We start from the raw sequence: 20,349 nt of genomic DNA, 5'->3' as shown, positions 1-20,349 counted from the left end.
CGATGCGTAGCATCAACGAAGTGGAGGCCGGGGTGGGGTGCTTCCACAAACGCCGTCGCCTGTGGCCCCCCACCCGACCGGCCCAATAAGAAAAAAATTGGGCCGGCCACCCTCCCCGCAAGGGGGAGGGAAAAGAAGGCGCCACCGCTCGCGCTTGACCGCGAACAGACGGCCTCGGCGTCACCGCAAAAAGCTGAACGGCGATGTCGGCTGTGTCCGGCGTTTCTTCGGCTTGGGCTTCGGTTTCGGCTTGGGCTGTTCCGGCGCGGGCTCGGCTTCGGCAGCTTCCAGTTCGGGCTCCGTCGCAGCGGGTTGAGCCGCCGCAGGCTCAGCGGGTTTCGCCTCCTCCGTCTTTTTCTCTCCCGGCTTACCTTCGGCCACTTCGCGCGGCGGTGCTTCGTCCGGGCGCACGGCCGGCATCAGCGGTGCGATGCGCGGCCACTCGTCCCAGACGTCCCATTGGCAGATGCGGTAGTTTCCGCGCCGCTCGGCGATATCGAGATGGATATGATCCTCGTGATAGCCGTCGGAGCCCGGACCCAGCACAGTAGTAAACCGCGTACAGACCGAATGCAGCACCGCCTCGCGCTGCTCGCGCGGCGTGTTTCGCTCGGTGAGCGCGATCGAGCGGCCATTGGCAAGTTTCAGCCCGCGCACATCCAGCGCATTGGCGCGGCCATGCTCTGACAGTTTTGCACCGACGACACGGTTGCGACCGCGGCAATCGAAGGAGTCGAAATTATCAAGTTCGAGGAGCTTGGTGCCGAGGTTGGTCGCGAGCGGTGCCATGTCGGCGCGGATCCATTCGGCCACCGCCGTTGCCATGGCGCAGCGCATCGTTCCCGCAGGCTTCAGCGGCACGCGCGTCTTGTCCGGCAGCACGACCGCTTCCAGCCGCACCATGTCGGGTCCGCCGCAGGCGCCCGGCCCCTTGATGTCGGGAATACTCGGCGCAACGGCGATGGCATCGGTGAGCGCCAGGCGGCAGGCTGAAGGCGGCGGCGGCTCCGGCGGACGCGCTTCGGCGGCAGGCTTCTCGGGCTCAGCGGGTTGCTCCGATTTCGCAGGCTCCTCGCCGGGCTTTTGCGCCGGCTCGATCGCGGGCGCTTCTATCGCGGGCGCTTCTGCCGGGCGGGGCTTTGGCAGCGGCACACGCGATGTCGTCAGATAGGCCTGCGCCGGCGCGGCAACCAGCAGCAACGCCAGAACCGCGCCAATTGTCCTTTGGTCGCAGCCGGATAGGCCAAAAGTCCATTTCCGGGCCGCTTTCCCCGCGCTAAACTTCATGCCAAGACCTAAAGCAAGAACACGGTCGAAGTTCCCCGGCAACGATCGGGGAGCCGGCACGCCAATCACAAGACGGAGGAACGATCAAATGCGTGGCTTGATGCAAGACTGGCCTTTGCTGTGTCATCGGATCATCGATCATGCGGCCCAAGTCCACGGCGAGCGCGAGGTCGTGACCAGATCAGTCGAAGGTCCCATCCACCGTACCAATTACGCCGAAATTCGTACCCGTGCCCTGAAGGTCGCACAGCGTCTCGACCGCGAGGGCATCAAGATGGGCGACCGCGTCGCCACCATCGCGTGGAACACGTGGCGGCACCTCGAAACGTGGTACGGCATCATGGGCATCGGCGCCATCTGCCACACCGTCAATCCACGTCTATTCCCGGATCAGATCGCGTGGATCATCAACCATGCGCAAGATCGTATCGTGATGACCGACCTCACCTTCATCCCGATCCTTGAAAAGCTTGCCGACCAGTTACCATCAGTCGAGCGCTACATCGTCTACACCGACAAGGCGCACATGCCGCAGACCACGCTGAAAAACGCCGTGGCCTATGAGGACTGGATCGCGGAAGTCGACGGCAACTTCAAATGGAAGGAGTTCGACGAGAACACCGCAGCGGCGATGTGCTACACATCGGGAACCACGGGCGATCCGAAGGGCGTGCTGTATTCTCACCGCTCCAACGTGATGCATGCGCTGATGGCCAATACCGGTGACTCGCTCGGTGCCAATGCCGCCGACACCATGCTGCCGGTAGTCCCGCTGTTCCATGCCAACAGCTGGGGCATCGCGTTTTCCGCGCCGTCGATGGGCACCAAGCTCGTACTGCCGGGCGCCAAGATGGACGGCGCCTCGATCTACGAATTGCTCTCGACCGAAAAGGTGACGCATACCGCGGGCGTGCCGACGGTGTGGCTGATGCTGCTCAACTACATGTCGCAGAACAATCTGAAACTGCCTGACCTGCGCATGGTGGTGTGCGGCGGCTCGGCGATGCCGCGCTCGATGATCAAGGCCTTCGTCGACATGGGCATCGGTGCACGTCATGCCTGGGGCATGACCGAAATGAGCCCGATAGGCACGCTGGCCGCGTTGAAACCGCCCTTCGACCAGCTCGAAGGCGACGAGCGGCTGGATATCCTGCAGACCCAGGGCTATCCGCCATTCGGCGTCGAGATGAAGATCACCGACGACAGCGGCAAGAGCCTGCCCTGGGACGGCAAGACCTTCGGCCGTCTCAAGGTGCGCGGTCCGTCAGTGTCGCGCGCCTATTTCCGCGTCGAGGACGAGATCCTCGACGAGGAAGGCTATTTCGACACCGGCGACGTCGCGACCATCGACGCGCATGGCTATATGCGGATCACCGACCGCTCCAAGGACGTCATCAAGTCCGGCGGCGAATGGATCTCGTCGATCGATCTGGAGAACCTTGCCGTCGGTCATCCGCAGGTGGCGGAAGCCGCCGTCATCGGCGTCTATCATCCGAAGTGGGACGAGCGCCCGCTGCTCATCGTGCAGCTCAAGCAGGATCAAACCACCACGCGCGAGGACATCCTGAAATACATGGATGGCAAGATCGCCAAGTGGTGGATGCCGGATGATGTGGTGTTCGTCGATGCGATCCCGCACACGGCCACCGGCAAGATCCTGAAGACCGCGCTGCGCGATCAGTTCAAGACGTATAGCCTGCCGACAGCAGCGGCTTAAAAAGAAAAAACCTCTCCTCGCAGTGCGAGGAGAGGTTTTGAATTTGTGGACTACGAAAACCTCAGCCGTTGAGCGCGGCCTTGACCAGACCGCTGGCCTTGCCGAAGTCCATCTGGCCGGCATATTTCGCTTTCAGCGCAGCAATCACCTTGCCCATGTCCTTCATGCCGCTCGCGCCAAGCTCGGCGATCTCGGCAGTGACGGCAGATTTCGCTTCGTCCTCCGACATCTGCTGCGGCAGATAGGCGGAGATGATCGCGATCTCCTCGCGCTCCTGGGTCGCGAGTTCGGCGCGGCCGCCCTTGTCATAGAGCTCGACGGATTCCTGGCGCTGCTTGATCATCTTCTGCAGCAGGCTCAGCAGGTCGGCATCCGACAGCGGCGGCTTGCTCTGGCCACGCGCTTCGATATCGGCATTCTTGATGGTCGAATTGACCATCCGAAGCGTCGAAAGCTTGCGCTCGTCCTTGGCTCGCATAGCGTCCTTGACGGCGTTGTTGATGTCATCGCGCAGCATCTGCGTCTCCTCTTGCGGCGGCCAATCGCAGCGCCGGAACTCGGTTGGCCCCGATCTAAGCGTTTTAAGGGGTATGCACAACTGCGCCCGCCAATTCTCGGGGACGCCGCCCGGAGCTATTGCCCGAACCTACTGCCCAAACCTACTGCCGATGGCTGGAGCTGAAATCCTCCACGCTTGCGGACAACGGCCCGGGCGCGGTGGCTCCAGCGGCGTATGGCAGAACCATCAACGCCGATATGGTGGCCGGAATACCGGCCTGGCCCCATAGCCGGGGCTGAACCTCGAAATCAAACCTGACGTGCCGTGGCTCGAGCATCGCGACCTTGCCCATCCACATCAGGCAATCGCTATCTGTCGCAAAACACATCGCAGCCCAGCCCTTCTGCAGCGTCGTCGCGCGCGGCATGCCCCAACTGTATTGATACCGGAACGGGCGGCTGTAGACGGGATGGTCAAGGCTGTAAAAGGCCGTCGCGAATGCCAGCCCGTCGTCGCCACTGATCCGTGGCATCGGCCGGCCTGCCATCTGGCGCCACCGATCGGTCAGCTCTTGAGCGGCCAGCCGGTAGTAAGTCCGCTCATTAGGATTGATGCTGTTGCGATAAATCGCATGGATCGGAGCAGCCACAACGGCTGCGATGATGGCGATGCCGGCGACGAACACCACCATATTGACCACATACAGACGTTCGAGCGTGAAGCGGGCGCCGCAAACGATCAAAACAGCCGGCAGGAACAAGCCCTGGAGCGCCCATAGCGAAGGCATGTCGGTGCCAAGCGTGACGGTAGTCACGACGGGCAGCAGCACCGTGCCGATGAACACCCAGAACAGCAGCAGCAACCCTGGACCCATCGCACGGAAATCGGCCGAAAAGTACTTCAGGCGCAGCTCGGCCGATAAAACCCAGACAATGGCCGGCAGCGCCAGCGTCGCCGCGAGACCGAGCAAAAACATGCTGGCTTCGATGAGTGACTGACCGAAGTCGATGCCGCCGTGAACCTGCATGGCATAAGTGAACGGCGCAGCACCGGTCTTCACGAGCCAATGGATGTGCGGCCCAAGGGCAATGAGCCCGACAAGTGTCGAGACCCACGGTGCCCAGGACCTGAAATAGACCGCCCGCTGCGGATGCACGATCGCTGCCAGCGCGAAGCTGCCGATCAGGAAGATCGAGTAATATTTGCCGAGCATTGCCAGCGCGGCCAGGACACCGGCGGCAGCGGCCCAGCCGACGGCCCGCGTTTCATAGGAGCGCAGGAAGCAGTAGGTCGCCAGCGGCCAGATCGCGAGCAGCACCGTGTTCGCGTTGAAGCGCTGGGCGTGGAACTGATAGGCCGGAAGCAGCATCAGCAGCAGCAATATGACGGCTCGCGAATCGCCGCGCACGAAACGGCGTGCAATCAGATCGACAGCCCAGAGCGACACCGCGGCATTGGTCATCGACAGCAACTGGAACGACCAGTCGGTCAGCGGGAAAACCAGCGTCCACAGCCGCGCAACCCAGCCCATCAAGGGCGGATGTTTGGGATTCCCCCATGCGAATTGGCGCCCAAGGGTCCAGGTTTCCAGCGCATCCGCATGCAGATCGCCGCTCTGATAGGCGATCACCAGAAACAGCAACCAGATTCCCGCGAAGCCGACGATCAGCACAGGAATCGTCCAGCCCTTCTCGATCCCATCGAGGAAGGTCAGAAAAGGCCTGCGCCATCGCGCTGGCGCGACGGCCGAGCGCGCGGCCATCTTGGCGAAATAGTCCAATTGCACTGAAATATCCGGAAATACGGCGAAGTCGTAGCTTGCTACCGGCGAAAGTGAGTTCCGGCAAGCATCCGTAATTATAATTAGTTGATTTTACATCTCATTCTGCAAATTACGCGCTATCGGCGTGCAGGTTTCGCCGGACACCGGAACACCACAATTTTGCCAGACAAGATATTATTCCTTCACGAAGCTCTGTTCGGGGCCCGTCCATCGGCCAAAGCGCCGATTGCTAACCCTGCAGGCCATGGCTGACGTGCGAATCCGGCCGTTCCGGCTTTGACGGCAGCGGATGCGCGGACTATGTAGTCCCCTCATGACCCCCTCAGAAACATCTTCAGCCTGGCCGGACCACAAACCGACCGCGCTCCTCGTGCTCGCCGACGGCACCGTGCTGGAAGGCTTCGGCCTCGGTGCGGAAGGCCAGGCCGTGGGCGAAGTCTGCTTCAACACGGCGATGACCGGTTATGAGGAAATCCTCACCGATCCATCCTATGCCGGACAGCTCATCACCTTCACCTTCCCGCATATCGGCAATGTCGGCACCAACGACGAGGATATCGAGACGGTGAACATGGCGGCGACGCCAGGCGCCCGCGGCGTGATCCTGCGCTCGGCGATCTCCGACCCGTCGAATTACCGCTCTTCCCGGCATCTCGACGCCTGGCTGAAGGCTCGTGGCATCATCGGCATTTCCGGCATCGACACCCGCGCCTTGACCGCGCTGATCCGCAACAAGGGCATGCCCAATGCGGTGCTTGTGCACGCGAAGGACGGCCAATTCGACCTGCACGGCCTGAAGGAAGAAGCACGCGAATGGCCCGGGCTCGAAGGCATGGACCTGGTGCCGATGGTAACATCTGCCCAGCGCTTCACCTGGGACGAGACTCCCTGGGAGTGGGAAAAGGGCTTCGGCCGCCAGATCAATCCTGAATTCAACGTCGTCGCCATCGATTACGGCATCAAGCGCAACATCCTGCGCCTGCTGGCCGGCGAAGGCTGCAAGGTCACCGTCGTTCCGGCCACGACCTCGGCTGAAGAGATCATGGCGCTGAAGCCGGACGGTGTGTTCCTGTCGAATGGTCCCGGCGATCCCGCCGAGACCGGCAAATATGCCGTGCCTGTCATCAAGCAGGTGATCGATTCCGGCGTGCCCACATTTGGCATCTGCCTCGGTCACCAGATGCTCGGCCTTGCAGTGGGCGCCAAGACCAAGAAGATGCATCAGGGCCATCACGGCGCCAATCATCCGGTCAAGGACGAGACCACCGGCAAGGTGGAAATCACCTCGATGAACCACGGCTTCGCGGTGGACGAGGCGACGCTGCCCAAGGGCGCGACGCAAACCCATATCTCGCTGTTCGATGGATCCAATTGCGGCATCCAGCTCGACGGCAAGCCGGTGTTCTCGGTGCAGTACCATCCCGAGGCCTCGCCCGGCCCGCGCGACTCGCATTATTTGTTCAAGCGGTTCGCGGATCTGATGCGGGCGAAGAAGGCGTCGTAGCTTTCATTTCAACCAGCGGAATTAAGACGTCATGGCCGGGATCACCCCGGCCATTTTCGTTTTGAACGTAGAAGAGATGACACACGGCGCCACCTTTTGTATGATGCTCGTCATTACAATTGCCGGGAATGATCCATGACCGACGCCCCCACGCCCCGCTATGACGTCGTCCCCACCAGCCTGATGGCCTCAATGCCCGGGCTCGATTTCGTGCGCAAGATCTTCGCCGGCGAGTTGCCGCAACCGCCGATCATGGAGAATGTCGAGCCGTTCGACTCGACCGCAGAACCCGGTGTTGTCGTGTTTCATAGCGTCCCCGGTTTCCGCCACTACAATCCGATCGGCTCGGTGCATGGCGGCTACGCGGCGATCCTGCTGGATTCGGCGATGGGCCTGGCCGTGCACACTATGTTGCCTGTCGGCACCGGCTACACCACGCTGGAATTCAAGATCAGCTTCATCCGCGGCATGAGCAAGGATTCTGGCGCCGTGCGCACCGAAGGCAAGACGCTGAATGTCGGCCGCCGCGCCGCCACCGCCGAAGCGCGCATCACGGATTCCAAGGGCCGGCTCATCGCCCATGCCACCACGACGTGTCTGGTGTTCGAGATACCGAAGGAACCGACCTGACCTGGAGCCCGCGGGCACTCTCACGGAAATTCGATACGTCACGGCCTGACAGCGGGAGTTTCGCTTGCCATGCCCCGTGCGCGCGACATCAGATAGAGTTCAAGCTCGACCATCTCAGGTGCGTCGGCGCTGTAGGGTTGAGCGCGCACGCCGATCATGCAGTTGCGCAGCCGTCGCTTCAGAGAGCCGAGCCCCTGCCACTCCAAGCGATAGACGGGATAGCCGGTCGGATGGGCCTGCGTGATCGCCGAGCCCGCCAATCGCTTGTCCCAGTTGTCATCATGGCAGTTCGTGCATGCGAGATTCAACTGACCCTGACGCCGCATGAAGGCATCGCGGCCTTTGTCGATGAACGCCTGCAGACGTGAATCGGCGCCCGTCTCGATCGGCATCCCCTGGGATTGCCGGCCGATCAATGCGGTCAGCGCCAGCAGATCGCGGCTTTCATCGGCGAGCGGCGGCAATTGCTGATGATCGACACGGCAGAGATTGACGCGCTGTTCGAGATCGACCGGGCGGTTGAGCTTGTCGTCGAATGCCGGGTACCGCACGGCGACGCCGCGCATGCTGCTGGCATCACCGTGACAATCCGCGCAAGCACGGCCGGCGACGGGCTTCCGGGTCCACAGCGCCTCGCCATCCAGCACCCACAACATGCCGGGATTAACCGTGGCGTCATTCTGCATCGCCTGGGTTTCGACGGACATGAAACTGGCACCGGAGCGTCGTTCGCCCGGCGCGATCTCCGCCGCCTCGATGCGCGACGTGAAGGCAATGACTGCCAGCAACGACAGGCTGATATTTCGCAGTCGATTCATGTGACCGTGATGCTGGCCGACGCGGTTTCCTGAAATCCATTGTCGCCTATCCACTGGAATTCGAATTTTCCGCTCTCGGTGGCGATCGTAAAGAAGGAGATGAAGGGATTGGCGGAGAACGCGGGAAACAGATCAGCCCGAAAGACCTCGTCGCCATTATAGCGGCAGATGAAATTGGTGATGATGTTGCGCGGGATGACCTCGCCGGTCACGGTATGGCGAAAGCCGGTCTCCATGATGTGCGACATCAGCGTCTTGATCTCGATGATGTCGCCACGCCTGGCCGTAGACGGAACGTTGATCAGCGCGGACGCCATCAGGTTGCCTCCTCGGTACATGCCGCGAGCGTGACGACGACATCTGCGGTCGCCGACCAGAACGAACCATCGGAGAGTTTCGCGATGGCCGTCAGTGTCTGCGTATCGGCGAGCCGGATGCGCGTCGATATCTGCGCGCGGCCTGCGCGCGGCGAGATATAGAAGTTGCCGACATTGGGCTGCGGATTCTTCTCATTGAAGATGTGGATACTGACCACGTGATCCGCATCACTCATCGGGCTCGTCACCGTGACGGTGAGCGGCACCGTGTTGCCGTTCTCGACCAGCGGCGGGACGTCGAGCTTCACCTTGCCAGGGCGCACAGCCGCGCCGTTGACGATATCGCGGATGGCCGCTTTCATGGTGTCCGGCGTCGCACGCGCCGGGCCGACATGCACGAGGGACACCGCGCCGAGCGCTGCGCCGCCGGCTGTCGCCAGGAACTGGCGACGCGTCGTTCGATCGGGCTCAGCCATGGATTGCTTCGTCATGATGGGTTCTGCAGCGTTGTCAGGTAAGCGACGACGTCCTCGATTTGTTGCGCCGACAGGATCGGCTTGCCAAGCCATGCGTCCCCGACACGCTGTAACCCATCTGCACGATAATAGGATGGCATGATCGTCGCGGCATTGAGGCGGGAGGCATCCACCAGCCGCAGCCGCAACTGGCCTGCCGACCAGCGGCTGCCGGTGCCGGCAAGGCTCGGCGCAAGATCGCCCTGGAATCTCTGTTCGGTAAATGGACCGCTGTGACAGAGCAGACACGTATAGATCCGGTTGACGACGATCGCCCTGCCCGCCGACGCGTCGCCGACCGCGCCCGCCAAGGGCAGCGGAATCGCATCGCCAACCACCGCATAAGGGACAAGTTCACTCGCACGGACCGGAACAGTCAGCAGTAGCGTCGCCACGCCCGCCGACAACAGCGTCGATGCGCGGCGGCGACTAACCAAAGACCTCTGCTCCGATCGTCTCGAACCAGGACCGTGCATAGATCGCTTCGCGGGCCCGGACATCACGTGGCGCATCCAGCGGACTCGTACCGCCCGCACCTTCGATATCCGCAAACAGGCCGTTGCGGGGCTGGTAGACGCCCGCGATGGAAATGCCGTAATCGGGCGCAACCAGACTGTAACAGGTGTTGATCAGCTTCGGAGGCGTCGGCGCGGCACCAGCCAGCAACGCCACGATTGCGCTTGCACAGGTCTTCGCCTGCGCATTCGCCGAGAACGCGGATTTGGGCATCGCGCCGGCAATGCAGGCATCGCCGATCACATGGATATTCGGCACTTGCGTGGACTCAAGGCTGACGGGATTGATCGGACACCAGCCGGATTTATCGGTGACGCCGGCAATCTCCGCGATGCGTCCGGCGCGCTGCGGCGGAATGACATTGGCGACCTGAACCTGATGCGTCGCGAAATCGGTCACCAGCGTATTGCTCGCCGGATCGACCGACGTAACCTTGCCGCCCTGCGACAACGCGACCCATTCGATCAATCCCGGATACAGCTCCTGCCATGCAGCCTGAAACAGCCGCTGCTTCGAGAACGCGTCTTTCGAGTCGAGAATGATCAGCTTCGACCGCGGCTTGCGAGTCTTGAGGTAGTGCGCAATCAGGCTCGCGCGCTCATACGGGCCCGGCGGACACCTAAAGGGGTTGGCGGGAACGACGATCGCAACCACGCCGCCATCGTCCATCGCCTCCAACTGGCGCCGCAGCAGCAGCGTCTGCTCGCCCGCCTTCCAGGCATGTGGCATGCGCGACGCTGCAGCCTCGTCATAGCCCGGCAGCGCGTCGAAGCGCAGATCAATTCCGGGCGACAGAACCAGCCGGTCGTAGCGCAACGTCGATCCATCGGCGAGACCGATCGTGCGCGCTTGCGGGTCGATCGTCTGCGCCATTTGCGTGACGAGTTTGATGCCGCCGGCCGCGATTTTCTCGTAAGTGAATTGCTGGGCTTCGATGGCGCGGTCGCCGGCAATGACCTCATTGCTGAACGGGCACGCGACATATTGGCGATCGGCCGTCACCAGCGTGACATCCAGCGACGGATCGAGCTGCCGAAGCGCGCGGGCGCAACTGGCGCCGCCGAAGCCGCCGCCGATCACGACGACGCGCGCGGGCGATTGCGCCAGGCTTGGCGATGCCAGCGCAAGGGATGCCGTCGCCGCTGCGGCAGCGCGAAGAAACTCCCGTCGTGAGGTATGATTTTTTTGGGTCATGCTATTTCTGCGTTGCCAGCCAGGCCGCAATCGACCCGATTTCGTCTTCGGAGAAGCCCTTGGCGATCCGCGTCATCACCGTGGCCGGCATCGATCCATTTCGGAAGGCCAGCAGTGTCGATCGCGTCGCATCGGCATCGCGCCCATAAATGTTCGGGATGGCCTGCGATGTCGCCGCATGGCAGCCGGAGCACGACGCCGCGCCAGGCGGCGGCGGCGCCGATGCCGCCCGGACCGGCGCCGCCGAGGCGACGATCAGCCCGATCGCAAGTGAGGTACGCAACGTCTTCATGAGCGAAATCCAGTGATGGGCAGCAAGCATGGCGACGCGTCGGTTACGCAAAGATGATGTCGTGATTCTTCAGCGGCACGGAACGGATGCGCTTGCCGGTCGCAGCAAAATAGGCATTCAGCACGGCCGGCGCCGCAACGCAGATCGTCGGTTCACCGACACCGCCCCAGAAGCCGCCTGATGGCATCAGGATCGACTCGACCTTCGGCATCTCTTTCATGGTCATCGACTGATAGGTGTCGAAATTCTCCTGCTCAATGCGACCACCCTTCACGGTGCACTCGCCATAGAACAGCGCTGAGAGGCCGTAGACGAACGAGCCGGCGATCTGGCGATCGATCTGCCAGGGATTCACCGCGTAACCGGGATCGGTGGCGGCAACGATGCGATGGATCTTGATCTTGTTGCCACCCGTCACCGAAATTTCCGTCGCGGCCGCGACATAGCTGCCGAAGCCCATATGCTGGCAGATGCCGCGGAACACGCCTTGCGGTGCCGGTGTCGTCCAGCCGATCCTCTCCGCAACCGCATTGAGCACCGCGAGATGCTTCGGATGCTTGGTCATCAGCTTGCGGCGGAATTCGAGCGGATCCTGACCGACCGAATGCGCGAGCTCATCCATGAAGCTCTCAAGATAGATCGCATTCTGGTTGACGTTGACGCCGCGCCAGAAACCCGGCGGTACGTGCGGATTGCGCATGGAATGGTCGATCAGCAAATTCGGAACGGTGTAACCGATCGCTGCCTCACCGCTGGCATTCAGACCCTGGAAAGTGACGGGATCCATCCCGTTCTGCATACCCTCGGGACGCACACTGGCCAGGATCGACTGGCCTGAGATCCGCATGTGCAAACCGATCAGATTGTTATCGGCATCGAAGGCGCCGACCAGCTTGCTTTGCGTAATGGGGTGATAACGGCCGTGCAGCATGTCTTCTTCGCGCGACCACATCAGCTTGATCGGCGTACCGGGCATCTGCTTGGCGATGGCCACCGCCTGACGGACGTAATCGGTCATGCCGCGCCGACCGAAGCCGCCGCCCGGCATGATCTTGTAGACCTCGCATTTGTCGCTCGGCAGGCCTGACGCTTCGACTGCGGCCGCAAACACGGCTTCACCGTTCTGCGTCCCGGTCCAGACCTCGCACTTCTCCGCCGTATAGAGCACCGTCGCGTTCATCGGCTCCATGGTGGCGTGGTTCTGATAGGGATAGGCGTAGACCGCTTCCACCGTCTTCGCAGCACCCGCAAACGCTGCTTTGACATCGCCAGCCTTGTTGCCGACAAAAGCGGGCTGCGCAGCGTCCAGGCCTTCCTGCAGCCACTTGCCGATGGACTCGCTGGACACGCTGGCGTTCTTGCCATCGTCCCAGACGACCGGCATCGCCTCCAGCGCCGACTTGGCGTGCCACCACGTATCGGCGACCACAGCCACGGCACTCTCGCCGACGCGCACGACCTTCTTGACACCTTTCATGCCAAGGATCTTGCTGTCGTCGAAGCTCTTCAGCGTGCCGCCGAACACCGGGCAATCCTTGATCGCGGCATTGAGCATTCCCGGCAGCTTGATATCGGCGCCGTAGATCATCTTGCCGTTGGTCTTCTCGACCGTATCGAGCCGCTTCAGCGGCTTGCCGGCGATGATCCAGTCTTTGGGATCCTTCAGCTTGACGTCGGCCGGCGGCTGCAGCTTAGCAGCCGCTTCCGCGACCTTGCCGTAAGTGATGGTGCGCCCCGACGGGACGTGGGTGATAACGCCCTTGCTCGTGGCGCATTCCGACACGGGCGCGGCCCACTCATTGGCAGCAGCCTGGATCAGCATCAGGCGCGCAGCCGCGCCACCTTTGCGGACGTAATCATGCGAGGTGCGAACACCGCGGCTGCCGCCGGTGGAAAAGTCCCCCCAGACGCGCTTGCGTGCGACACTTTGCCCGGGCGTGGGATATTCCGTCGTCACCCTGGACCAGTCGCATTCGAGTTCTTCTGCGACCAATTGCGCCAGACCCGTGAGCGTTCCCTGCCCCATCTCGGACCGCGCGATACGCACGACAACGGTCTCATCCGGCCGGATCACCACCCAGGCATTGACCTCAGGCGTACCATCGGCCGCATAGACTGCGGTCGGCCCGCCAAAGGGAATACCGAGCGCGAGGCCACTGCCGATAGCAGCAGTTCCCAGGACAAACGAACGGCGATTGAGTTGCGGAGCATGACCCATGACCATCTTCCTCAAGCGCTTGCAGCGGCGTGAATCGCTTCACGGACCTGCTGGAACGTGCCGCAACGGCAGATATTGGTGATAGCGAGGTCAATATCCTCATCGGTCGGCTGCGGCACTGTCTCCAGCAGCGCTGCAACTGCCATGATCATGCCGCTCTGGCAGTAACCACATTGCGGCACATCATGATCGATCCAGGCCTGCTGCACCTTGTGCACGCCCCCCTCGGACGCAAGGCCCTCGATCGTCGTGATCTGCTTTCCGATCGCCTCACTAAGCGCCATGCTGCAGGAACGGACCTGCTGGCCATCGACATGAACGGTGCAGGCGCCGCATTGGGCGACGCCACATCCGTATTTTGTCCCTGTCAGCCCGGCATTTTCGCGGATCGCCCATAGCAATGGCGTGTCCGGTTCTGCATCGATCTCGTAGGTTCGTCCATTGATCGTGAGGCTTGCCATCGCATTTCCCCGGGTCGTGGCGCATATCGCCGTTGCAGCAACCCTCCCCTGAAACTGGAAGAATTCCAAATCAAATGTTTGGTGACTGCAGCGCCCGAAGATTCCAGCGATGTCCCTGCCTTGCGGACGTCACAGTTACGTCACGCGGGATTTTCTGTTTGCTGACGCTCTATCACCGCGGGTCGAACACAATGCGATCATGCAAGGAAACCGCCTGAGATTGCCATTGGCAAAACCGGGCACCGCCGTGTGCAGAACATCGCCGATTCGCTGTCGCGATTTACTTGGTGAGAGTTGCGCGGAACACGGGATGATAGCCGTGCGCCGCTCGACGCGCTGTGACCAGGTTGGTAAGCCCTCTCTACAAGGAGACCTGAGTCGAGACATGACCGTTGCGATCGAGATGGGGCATACGACGTCAGGCGCCCCGGCGGCTCTGGACCTTGAGGAACTGCTGGCGACGCGTCTGCTCGTACAGGGCAATTCGGGTTCCGGAAAATCGCATCTGCTGCGCCGGCTGCTCGAACAGAGCGCCCCATGGGTGCAACAAACCATCATCGACCCTGAAGGCGATTTCGTCTCGCTGGCCGAGCGATTCGGTCATCTGGTGATCGATGCCGAGGCGCATACCGAACGCGGGTTGCAGGTCGCCGGCGAGCGCGCGCGCATGCACCGCGTCTCCACAGTGCTCAATCTCGAAGGGCTGGATGCCGAGAATCAAATGCGCCGCGCCGCCGCCTTTCTGGGCGGGCTGTTCGACGCGCCTCGCGACCATTGGTATCCGATGCTCGTGGTGGTGGACGAGGCACAGCTGTTCGCCCCGGCCGTTGCCGGCGAGGTGTCCGACGAAGCCCGCAAGCTATCGCTCGGCGCCATGACCAACCTGATGTGCCGCGGCCGCAAACGCGGCCTTGCCGGCGTCATCGCGACACAGCGACTGGCGAAGCTCGCCAAGAACGTCGCGGCGGAAGCGTCGAATTTCCTGATGGGTCGCACCTTCCTGGATATCGATATGGCACGCGCCGCCGATCTTCTCGGCATGGAGCGACGGCAGGCCGAATCCTTCCGCGACCTCGAGCGCGGCCAGTTCATGGCGCTGGGTCCCGCCCTCTCCCGTCGTCCGCTGGGCCTGCGCATCGGTGTCACCGAAACAAGTCCGCGCAATGCGACCCCACGCCTGATGCCGCTGCCGGAAGCGACACTCGACGACGTCCGCGCCACGATTCTCGCAGCGCCCCCGCCGGAGCCGGTCCGGCCGCAGCGCCGCGCACCGTCATCGCCGGATCTGCTTGGCCAGCTCATGGCGGCGAAGTCCGCAGCGCTGGAAATTCGGCCGGACGTGGCGGAGACGCCGATCAGCGCCGAGGAACTGGCGGAGCGGCGCATGCGCGTCGACCGCGTGTTGCACGCCCTGATGGCGGAGCCCGATGCAGGCTTCCGGGTGGTCGGCGTGCTCTATCAGGAATTCGTGGTCCGCTGCCGCATCGAGGGTCTCGGTGCCGCCGTGCCGGACCTTGACGACTTCCGCCGCATGCTGATACGCGCCCGCGCCGGGCTCGGCTCCGACATGACCAACGATGACGGCTGGCAAGACGTCTCGGTCCGCGCCTCGATTCTGCCGGAGGATATGCAGGGTGTCTTCATGATGATCGCCCGCGCCGCCAAGGAAGGCTGGCCCTGTCCGAGCAATGCCGCGATCGCCCGCGCCTACGGCTCGCATTCGCTACGCCGCGCACAGCGCCTGCTGAACTATATCGAGGAGCAAGGCCTCATCGTCTGTCAGCTCGATGGCGCCGGTCGGCGCATCGTGACGCTCGTTGAACTGGCCTGGGCCACGGCGCCGGGCGATCCCAATGCCGAGGAAGTCCCGGCAGAGCAGGCCTGACGCCGCTTCAGTCCGCGGAGAAGCCAAACGGAACGTTCAGCGTCCTGAAATCATCCGGCAGCAGCTCGCGGCCGATCGGAAGCGCCGAGCGAGCCGCGCAGCGCGGACGATGACAGACGCGGCATGCAACGCCGATCGGTGTGGGTGCTTCCGCACGCGGCGCCGATGCATCGCGCGTATAGATCAACTGCCCCGCATGTTCGGCTGCACAACCGATCGCGATAGCGCGCTCGACGCGTTGCGCGCCGTAACCACCACCGCCGGCGGTAACGGTGCGGGCAATCGAAAAGAAGCGCTGACCGTCCGGCAATTCCAGCCACTGCGTGACGATCTGGCGCGGCGTTTTGAAAACGTCGTGCACCGACCACAACGGACATGCGCCGCCGTGTTTCGCAAATGGAAAGCCTGCACCGTCGAGCAGCTTCGAAATATTGCCGGCGGGATCGACGCGAATCAAAAAGAACGGAACCTTTTCGGCGCCCGGCCGCTGCAGCGTCGTGATACGATGCGCGGTCTGTTCGAAGCTGGCACCGAATTGACGCGCCAGCGCTTCTAGATCGTAACGACGCGTTTCCGCGGCGCGCGCGAAAGCCGCATAGGGCATGATCAGCGCAGCAGCGGCGTAACCTGCAAGTGCGCGGCGTGCCAGCAGCTCTGCACTCTTGGTGGTGAACTGGCCATCTTCGAGCGCCGTACCGATCTCGTTTTCCATTTCGAGATAAACGAGCTGCTGCGCCAGCTGGAAATTAAGACTGGCGGTGTCGAGCGAGTCCTCAAGTAGCAATTGTTTCCTATGCAGATCCAGTCGTCGCACAGAGCCGAGCATGACGTCCGGCGGCAGATAGCGCACTTGTAGCTTGTGTCGGGTCTTGAGACGCTCGACGAAACCGCTCGGCCCCGACGTCGCCTGCACAAGACGTTCGGCCACGTCGTCGATCACAGCGAAATTGTTGCGGCGAGCTGCCAGAAACCGCCTGACCTCGGCCACGGGATCGTTGGCATCATAGCCCTCGCTATCCGAAGACGACGCGCCACCGGTGAGCGCCGGTGCGCGCCGATCCGCCAGCGCGAGCTGCTCCTCGCGATAGGCCGTGTAGAGGCGCAGAAAAGCCTCGGCCATGCCGGGATAGCTGACCGCGAGATCACTGATTTCGAGCGCGGGAATATCGATGTCCGAGAACATCGGCTCTTTCAGGATCGACTGCATCCGCGCCGTATTGTCGGCACCGCCGTCGCCGGCGAGATCGGCGAGATCGATCGTGTAGGTGCGCGCCAGCCGGAGCAGCATGTCGGCCGTCATCGGCCGTTGGTTGCGCTCCAGCAGCGCGACGTAAGGCGCGGAAATCTCGAGATCAGCCGCCATATCGGCCTGAGTCAGGCCCAAATCGCGCCGAAGCCGCCGTAATCGGGGGCCCATGAACACCGAACGACCAGCCGAGGTGGCCATTGCGCCCTCCAATACCTTGTAATTATCTTACAGAATTACACGCCGTATTTGTAAAGTATGACAAGTTATCCGCGTTCCGTCTAGCGGCTGACAATCCCGCGCTTACAACCAAGGACAGGTTTTTCGTCAGCCAAAGGGATCAAGACCATGAACTTCCAGCCGCGCGGGATCAGCAACCAGACCATCCTCGGCACCGGCTCCTATCGGAGCGAAGTCGAGGCGGCGTCGGCGCTGCTCAAGACCAAGGACACCTGGAACGGCGTCACCGCCGAGGCCGTCGCACGCATGCGCCTGCAGAACCGCTTCAAGACCGGCCTCGACGTCGCACGCTACACCGCGTCGCTGATGCGTGCCGACATGGCCGCCTATGATGCGGACACCACCAAGTACACACAGTCGCTCGGCTGCTGGCATGGCTTTATCGCGCAGCAGAAGCTGATCTCGGTCAAGAAGCATTTCGGCACCACCGATCGCACCTACCTGTACCTCTCGGGCTGGATGATCGCGGCACTGCGCTCCGAATTCGGCCCGCTGCCGGATCAGTCGATGCATGAGAAGACCTCAGTGCCCGCGCTAATCGAAGAGCTCTACACCTTCCTGCGTCAGGCGGACTCGCGCGAGCTCAACGACATCTTCCGCAGCCTCGACGCGGCCCGCAAGGCCGGCGACAAGGCGAAGGAAGAAGAGCTGATCAACAAGATCGACAACTTCCAGACCCATGTTGTTCCCGTCATCGCCGATATCGATGCCGGCTTCGGCAATGCGGAAGCGACCTATCTGCTCGCCAAGAAGATGATCGAAGCCGGCGCCTGTGCGCTGCAGATCGAAAACCAGGTCTCGGACGAGAAGCAGTGCGGTCATCAGGACGGCAAGGTCACCGTGCCGCACGAAGTCTTCCTCGCGAAGATCCGCGCCTGCCGCCACGCCTTCCTCGAAATGGGTGTCGAAGACGGCATCATCGTCACCCGCACCGACTCGCTCGGTGCCGGCCTGACGCAGCAGATCGCTGTCAGCCACAAGCCCGGTGACCTCGGCGATCAGTACAACAGCTTCCTGGATTGCGAGGAAATCGATGCTTCAAAGATCGGCAACGGCGACGTCGTCATTACGCGTAATGGCAAGCTGATGCGCCCGAAGCGTTTGGCCAGCAACCTGTACCAGTTCCGCGAAGGCACGGGTCAGGACCGCTGCGTGCTCGACTGCATCACCTCGTTGCAGAACGGCGCCGACCTTTTGTGGATCGAAACCGAGAAGCCGAACATCGAGCAGATCGCCAAGATGGTCGATCGCGTTCGTGAGGTGATCCCGAATGCGAAGCTGGCCTACAACAACTCGCCGTCGTTCAACTGGACGCTCAACTTCCGTTGGCAGGTCTATGACGCGATGAAGGAAGCCGGCAAGGATGTCAGCAAGTACAACCGCGCCGAACTGATGAAGGTGGAGTACGACAGCACGCCGCTGGCGGTCGAAGCCGACGAGCTCATCCGGACATTCCAGGCGGATTCGGCCAAGCGTGCCGGCATCTTCCATCACCTGATCACGCTGCCGACCTATCACACGGCTGCGCTGTCGACCGACAACCTCGCCAAGGAGTATTTTGGCGAACAGGGCATGCTGGGCTACGTCAAGAACGTCCAGCGCGCGGAAATCCGTCAAGGCATCGCCTGCGCGAAGCATCAGAACATGGCTGGTTCGGACATCGGCGACGAGCACAAGGAATACTTCGCCGGTGAGGCAGCCCTGAAGGCGGGCGGCGCGCACAACACGATGAACCAGTTCGGCTAATCGTTACGGTTCAGCTCATCGCAAATCAGCCTGGGGTCTTGTCAGACCTCAGGCTGATTTCGTTGTCGGTGTTCAAATGTCGAACGGCTGCCTCACCGACAGGCGAGGCGCCGGCCTCCATTGCGCTTATCCCTGTCGGCGCAGGAAGCCGGTGATCGTGACCGTCTGCCAGATGCCGGCGGCAAAGAACGGATCGGCATGATGAAATTTCTCGACCGCGGCGCGGTCGGCGGCCTCGACGAGAAACAGACTGCCAATCATGGTCTGGCCGTCATCGGCTGTCAGCGGACCGGACATGACGATCGTCACGTCATAGGCCGAGGTGTCGGACAAAAAGGCCTTGTGAGCCTCGTAGTGAGACAAGCGCTTATCGAGCGCCCCGGCATGATCGACGGCATGGATGGCAAACAGCATGCGTAGCTCCCGAAAAGCAGAAGACGGCCGCCGTTCCGCGGCGACCGTCCTGATGGCAACAGATTATTTGGTGCCGAGCTTCGCAGCCTCGTCCCAGCTCGGACAGGTCCGCGATTCCAGCGGCACGTCGTAGGGTTGATAGTTCTCCTTACCGATCACCGTTGGCTTGAGAACGATCTCAGTGATCACCGGCTCGTTGCGCAGCGAACGAATGGCGATCATCATGCCGAGGCATCCCTGCATGAATCCATTGTAGTCGCCGCTCGCCAGCAACTTCCCGGCCTTGATCGCGTCGATCGCCTCCTTGGTGCCATTGACGCCAATGACCTGGGCCTTGCGATTGGCACCATCGAGCGCCTCGATCGCACCGATCGCCATCGCATCGTTGGCAGCCAACACACCGTCGATCTGAGTATTCGACTGCATGAGATTCTCCATGACCTGAAGCGCCTGCAGCCGTTGATAGTTGCCGGGCTGCGACGCAAGCAGCTTGGCCCCCGGGTTTTCCTTCAAGGCGTCGTTGAAGCCGCGGACGCGGTCGATGTTCGTCAAGGATCCTTTGACGCCCTCAATGATTACAAAGTTGCCCTTGCCGCCGAGCGTCTTCAGCAGATAGCGCCCGGTCTCGAGACCGAGGCTGTAATCGTCGGCGCCGACAAAGGCGACAAACTTGCCGCCAGCGGAACGATCCGTCACGTTCACAACCGGGATCTTTGCGTCATTGATCTTTTCGACGCCAGGGACCATCGCCTTGTAGTCGACCGGGATGAAGACAATCGCCGACGGCTTCTTCACCACCACGTCCTCAATCTGGCTGAGCTGCTCCGGAATGCTGTCCGGCTTTGTCGGGATATAATGCAGCGTCTTTGCCTTCATCGCCTTGGCCGCTACATCAGAACCGACTCGTACTGTCTGGAAGTACGGATTGGTCTGGTTTTTCGTAAACACCGCGATCGTCTCGCCGTCAGCGAACGCGTGGGATGAGAGTGATGTCGTCAGAAACAGTGCAGCAAGCGCGCCATAGGCTTTCTTCATAGTCGTTCCCTCCGTTTTGTTTTTGAGATCGA

Annotated in this window: 19 protein-coding genes; 5 read left to right on the top strand and 14 right to left on the bottom strand. The window is 62.0% G+C overall.

Translation table 11 applies throughout. The features are described from left to right. Positions 1 to 180: 180 nt before the first annotated feature. On the bottom strand, positions 181 to 1,287 hold the full coding sequence (locus A4A58_RS19070; RefSeq protein WP_081421957.1) for an extensin family protein: 1,107 nt from the start codon (positions 1,285 to 1,287) through the stop codon (positions 181 to 183). An 88-nt stretch (positions 1,288 to 1,375) separates the two neighbouring features. Here A4A58_RS19070 and A4A58_RS19065 point away from each other — a divergent pair, with 88 nt between their 5' ends. Continuing rightward, the gene (locus A4A58_RS19065; RefSeq protein WP_068734943.1) at positions 1,376 to 3,004 is read left to right on the top strand and encodes a fatty-acid--CoA ligase; all 1,629 of its coding nucleotides are present in this window, start codon (positions 1,376 to 1,378) and stop codon (positions 3,002 to 3,004) included. A 61-nt stretch (positions 3,005 to 3,065) separates the two neighbouring features. On the opposite strand, the gene A4A58_RS19060 is transcribed toward A4A58_RS19065, so the two are convergent. Continuing rightward, complete coding sequence (locus A4A58_RS19060) at positions 3,066 to 3,521, bottom strand: GatB/YqeY domain-containing protein (RefSeq protein ID WP_068734940.1); 456 nt, start codon at positions 3,519 to 3,521, stop codon at positions 3,066 to 3,068. A gap of 142 nt (positions 3,522 to 3,663) precedes the next feature. Further along, positions 3,664 to 5,289, bottom strand: a complete 1,626-nt coding sequence (locus tag A4A58_RS19055) for a glycosyltransferase family 39 protein (protein ID WP_349509579.1) — start codon at positions 5,287 to 5,289, stop codon at positions 3,664 to 3,666. A gap of 310 nt (positions 5,290 to 5,599) precedes the next feature. On the opposite strand from A4A58_RS19055, the gene carA reads away from it, so the two are divergent. Next, a complete protein-coding gene (gene carA, locus A4A58_RS19050; RefSeq protein ID WP_068734938.1) occupies positions 5,600 to 6,790 on the top strand; it encodes a glutamine-hydrolyzing carbamoyl-phosphate synthase small subunit in 1,191 nt (396 codons plus the stop codon). 135 nt (positions 6,791 to 6,925) lie between these two features. Continuing rightward, a complete protein-coding gene (locus A4A58_RS19045) occupies positions 6,926 to 7,420 on the top strand; it encodes a PaaI family thioesterase (protein WP_068734936.1) in 495 nt (164 codons plus the stop codon). A 38-nt stretch (positions 7,421 to 7,458) separates the two neighbouring features. On the opposite strand, the gene soxA is transcribed toward A4A58_RS19045, so the two are convergent. Genes soxA through A4A58_RS19005 form a run of 8 tightly spaced genes read right to left on the bottom strand, consistent with a single transcriptional unit; the run spans position 7,459 to position 13,751 of the window. Then, positions 7,459 to 8,238, bottom strand: a complete 780-nt coding sequence (gene soxA / locus A4A58_RS19040) for a sulfur oxidation c-type cytochrome SoxA (protein ID WP_068734934.1) — start codon at positions 8,236 to 8,238, stop codon at positions 7,459 to 7,461. After that, complete coding sequence (gene soxZ / locus A4A58_RS19035) at positions 8,235 to 8,555, bottom strand: thiosulfate oxidation carrier complex protein SoxZ (RefSeq protein WP_068734932.1); 321 nt, start codon at positions 8,553 to 8,555, stop codon at positions 8,235 to 8,237. The genes soxA and soxZ overlap by 4 nt, the downstream gene beginning before the upstream one ends. Continuing rightward, positions 8,555 to 9,046 carry a SoxY-related AACIE arm protein gene (locus A4A58_RS19030; RefSeq protein ID WP_433993639.1) on the bottom strand — a complete coding sequence of 164 codons (492 nt, stop codon included), beginning with the start codon at positions 9,044 to 9,046 and terminating at the stop codon, positions 8,555 to 8,557. Before A4A58_RS19030 ends, soxZ begins: the two co-directional genes overlap by 1 nt. Continuing rightward, on the bottom strand, positions 9,043 to 9,507 hold the full coding sequence (gene soxX / locus A4A58_RS19025; protein WP_433993638.1) for a sulfur oxidation c-type cytochrome SoxX: 465 nt from the start codon (positions 9,505 to 9,507) through the stop codon (positions 9,043 to 9,045). Before soxX ends, A4A58_RS19030 begins: the two co-directional genes overlap by 4 nt. Then, complete coding sequence (locus tag A4A58_RS19020) at positions 9,500 to 10,780, bottom strand: NAD(P)/FAD-dependent oxidoreductase (protein ID WP_068734930.1); 1,281 nt, start codon at positions 10,778 to 10,780, stop codon at positions 9,500 to 9,502. The genes soxX and A4A58_RS19020 overlap by 8 nt, the downstream gene beginning before the upstream one ends. A 1-nt stretch (position 10,781) precedes the next feature. Beyond that, positions 10,782 to 11,072, bottom strand: coding sequence for a c-type cytochrome (locus A4A58_RS19015; protein WP_081421975.1), 291 nt, complete (start codon positions 11,070 to 11,072; stop codon positions 10,782 to 10,784). Between the two features lie 43 nt (positions 11,073 to 11,115). Further along, positions 11,116 to 13,290, bottom strand: coding sequence for a xanthine dehydrogenase family protein molybdopterin-binding subunit (locus tag A4A58_RS19010; protein WP_192855917.1), 2,175 nt, complete (start codon positions 13,288 to 13,290; stop codon positions 11,116 to 11,118). 11 nt (positions 13,291 to 13,301) lie between these two features. Next, on the bottom strand, positions 13,302 to 13,751 hold the full coding sequence (locus A4A58_RS19005) for a (2Fe-2S)-binding protein (RefSeq protein WP_068734924.1): 450 nt from the start codon (positions 13,749 to 13,751) through the stop codon (positions 13,302 to 13,304). Positions 13,752 to 14,136: 385 nt separating this feature from the next. Here A4A58_RS19005 and A4A58_RS19000 point away from each other — a divergent pair, with 385 nt between their 5' ends. Beyond that, positions 14,137 to 15,636 (top strand): ATP-binding protein, encoded by a 1,500-nt coding sequence (locus A4A58_RS19000; RefSeq protein WP_068734922.1) that lies wholly within the window; start codon positions 14,137 to 14,139, stop codon positions 15,634 to 15,636. A 7-nt stretch (positions 15,637 to 15,643) separates the two neighbouring features. Here the strand turns inward: A4A58_RS19000 and A4A58_RS18995 are convergent, their stop codons facing one another. Beyond that, positions 15,644 to 17,083: a helix-turn-helix domain-containing protein gene (locus A4A58_RS18995; RefSeq protein WP_068734920.1), complete on the bottom strand. Its 1,440-nt coding sequence runs from the start codon at positions 17,081 to 17,083 to the stop codon at positions 15,644 to 15,646. Positions 17,084 to 17,230: 147 nt separating this feature from the next. Between A4A58_RS18995 and A4A58_RS18990 the strand changes: the two genes are divergently transcribed. Then, the gene (locus A4A58_RS18990) at positions 17,231 to 18,868 is read left to right on the top strand and encodes an isocitrate lyase (protein ID WP_068734918.1); all 1,638 of its coding nucleotides are present in this window, start codon (positions 17,231 to 17,233) and stop codon (positions 18,866 to 18,868) included. Between the two features lie 126 nt (positions 18,869 to 18,994). Here A4A58_RS18990 and A4A58_RS18985 read toward each other — a convergent pair whose 3' ends face one another. Further along, positions 18,995 to 19,282: a YciI family protein gene (locus tag A4A58_RS18985; protein WP_068734916.1), complete on the bottom strand. Its 288-nt coding sequence runs from the start codon at positions 19,280 to 19,282 to the stop codon at positions 18,995 to 18,997. 63 nt (positions 19,283 to 19,345) lie between these two features. After that, the gene (locus tag A4A58_RS18980; RefSeq protein WP_068734914.1) at positions 19,346 to 20,317 is read right to left on the bottom strand and encodes a sugar ABC transporter substrate-binding protein; all 972 of its coding nucleotides are present in this window, start codon (positions 20,315 to 20,317) and stop codon (positions 19,346 to 19,348) included. Positions 20,318 to 20,349 lie beyond the last annotated feature (32 nt).

Origin of the sequence: Tardiphaga robiniae, from assembly GCF_001618955.1 — a bacterium.
GTDB lineage: Bacteria > Pseudomonadota > Alphaproteobacteria > Rhizobiales > Xanthobacteraceae > Tardiphaga > Tardiphaga robiniae_A.
This window is presented reverse-complemented; position numbering and strand designations above follow the sequence as displayed.

What these genes read in the sequence shown, in the direction of transcription:
- soxA (WP_068734934.1), bottom strand. Translation starts at nt 8,238, where the DNA reads ATGAATCGACTGCGAAATATCAGCCTGTCGTTGCTGGCAGTCATTGCC.
- A4A58_RS18980 (WP_068734914.1), bottom strand. Translation starts at nt 20,317, where the DNA reads ATGAAGAAAGCCTATGGCGCGCTTGCTGCACTGTTTCTGACGACATCA.
- A4A58_RS19030 (WP_433993639.1), bottom strand. Translation starts at nt 9,046, where the DNA reads ATGACGAAGCAATCCATGGCTGAGCCCGATCGAACGACGCGTCGCCAG.
- A4A58_RS19045 (WP_068734936.1), top strand. Translation starts at nt 6,926, where the DNA reads ATGACCGACGCCCCCACGCCCCGCTATGACGTCGTCCCCACCAGCCTG.
- A4A58_RS19005 (WP_068734924.1), bottom strand. Translation starts at nt 13,751, where the DNA reads ATGGCAAGCCTCACGATCAATGGACGAACCTACGAGATCGATGCAGAA.
- A4A58_RS19070 (WP_081421957.1), bottom strand. Translation starts at nt 1,287, where the DNA reads ATGAAGTTTAGCGCGGGGAAAGCGGCCCGGAAATGGACTTTTGGCCTA.
- A4A58_RS19015 (WP_081421975.1), bottom strand. Translation starts at nt 11,072, where the DNA reads ATGAAGACGTTGCGTACCTCACTTGCGATCGGGCTGATCGTCGCCTCG.
- A4A58_RS19060 (WP_068734940.1), bottom strand. Translation starts at nt 3,521, where the DNA reads ATGCTGCGCGATGACATCAACAACGCCGTCAAGGACGCTATGCGAGCC.
- carA (WP_068734938.1), top strand. Translation starts at nt 5,600, where the DNA reads ATGACCCCCTCAGAAACATCTTCAGCCTGGCCGGACCACAAACCGACC.
- soxZ (WP_068734932.1), bottom strand. Translation starts at nt 8,555, where the DNA reads ATGGCGTCCGCGCTGATCAACGTTCCGTCTACGGCCAGGCGTGGCGAC.
- A4A58_RS19010 (WP_192855917.1), bottom strand. Translation starts at nt 13,290, where the DNA reads ATGGGTCATGCTCCGCAACTCAATCGCCGTTCGTTTGTCCTGGGAACT.
- A4A58_RS19065 (WP_068734943.1), top strand. Translation starts at nt 1,376, where the DNA reads ATGCGTGGCTTGATGCAAGACTGGCCTTTGCTGTGTCATCGGATCATC.
- A4A58_RS19000 (WP_068734922.1), top strand. Translation starts at nt 14,137, where the DNA reads ATGACCGTTGCGATCGAGATGGGGCATACGACGTCAGGCGCCCCGGCG.
- A4A58_RS18990 (WP_068734918.1), top strand. Translation starts at nt 17,231, where the DNA reads ATGAACTTCCAGCCGCGCGGGATCAGCAACCAGACCATCCTCGGCACC.
- A4A58_RS18985 (WP_068734916.1), bottom strand. Translation starts at nt 19,282, where the DNA reads ATGCTGTTTGCCATCCATGCCGTCGATCATGCCGGGGCGCTCGATAAG.
- A4A58_RS18995 (WP_068734920.1), bottom strand. Translation starts at nt 17,083, where the DNA reads ATGGCCACCTCGGCTGGTCGTTCGGTGTTCATGGGCCCCCGATTACGG.
- A4A58_RS19020 (WP_068734930.1), bottom strand. Translation starts at nt 10,780, where the DNA reads ATGACCCAAAAAAATCATACCTCACGACGGGAGTTTCTTCGCGCTGCC.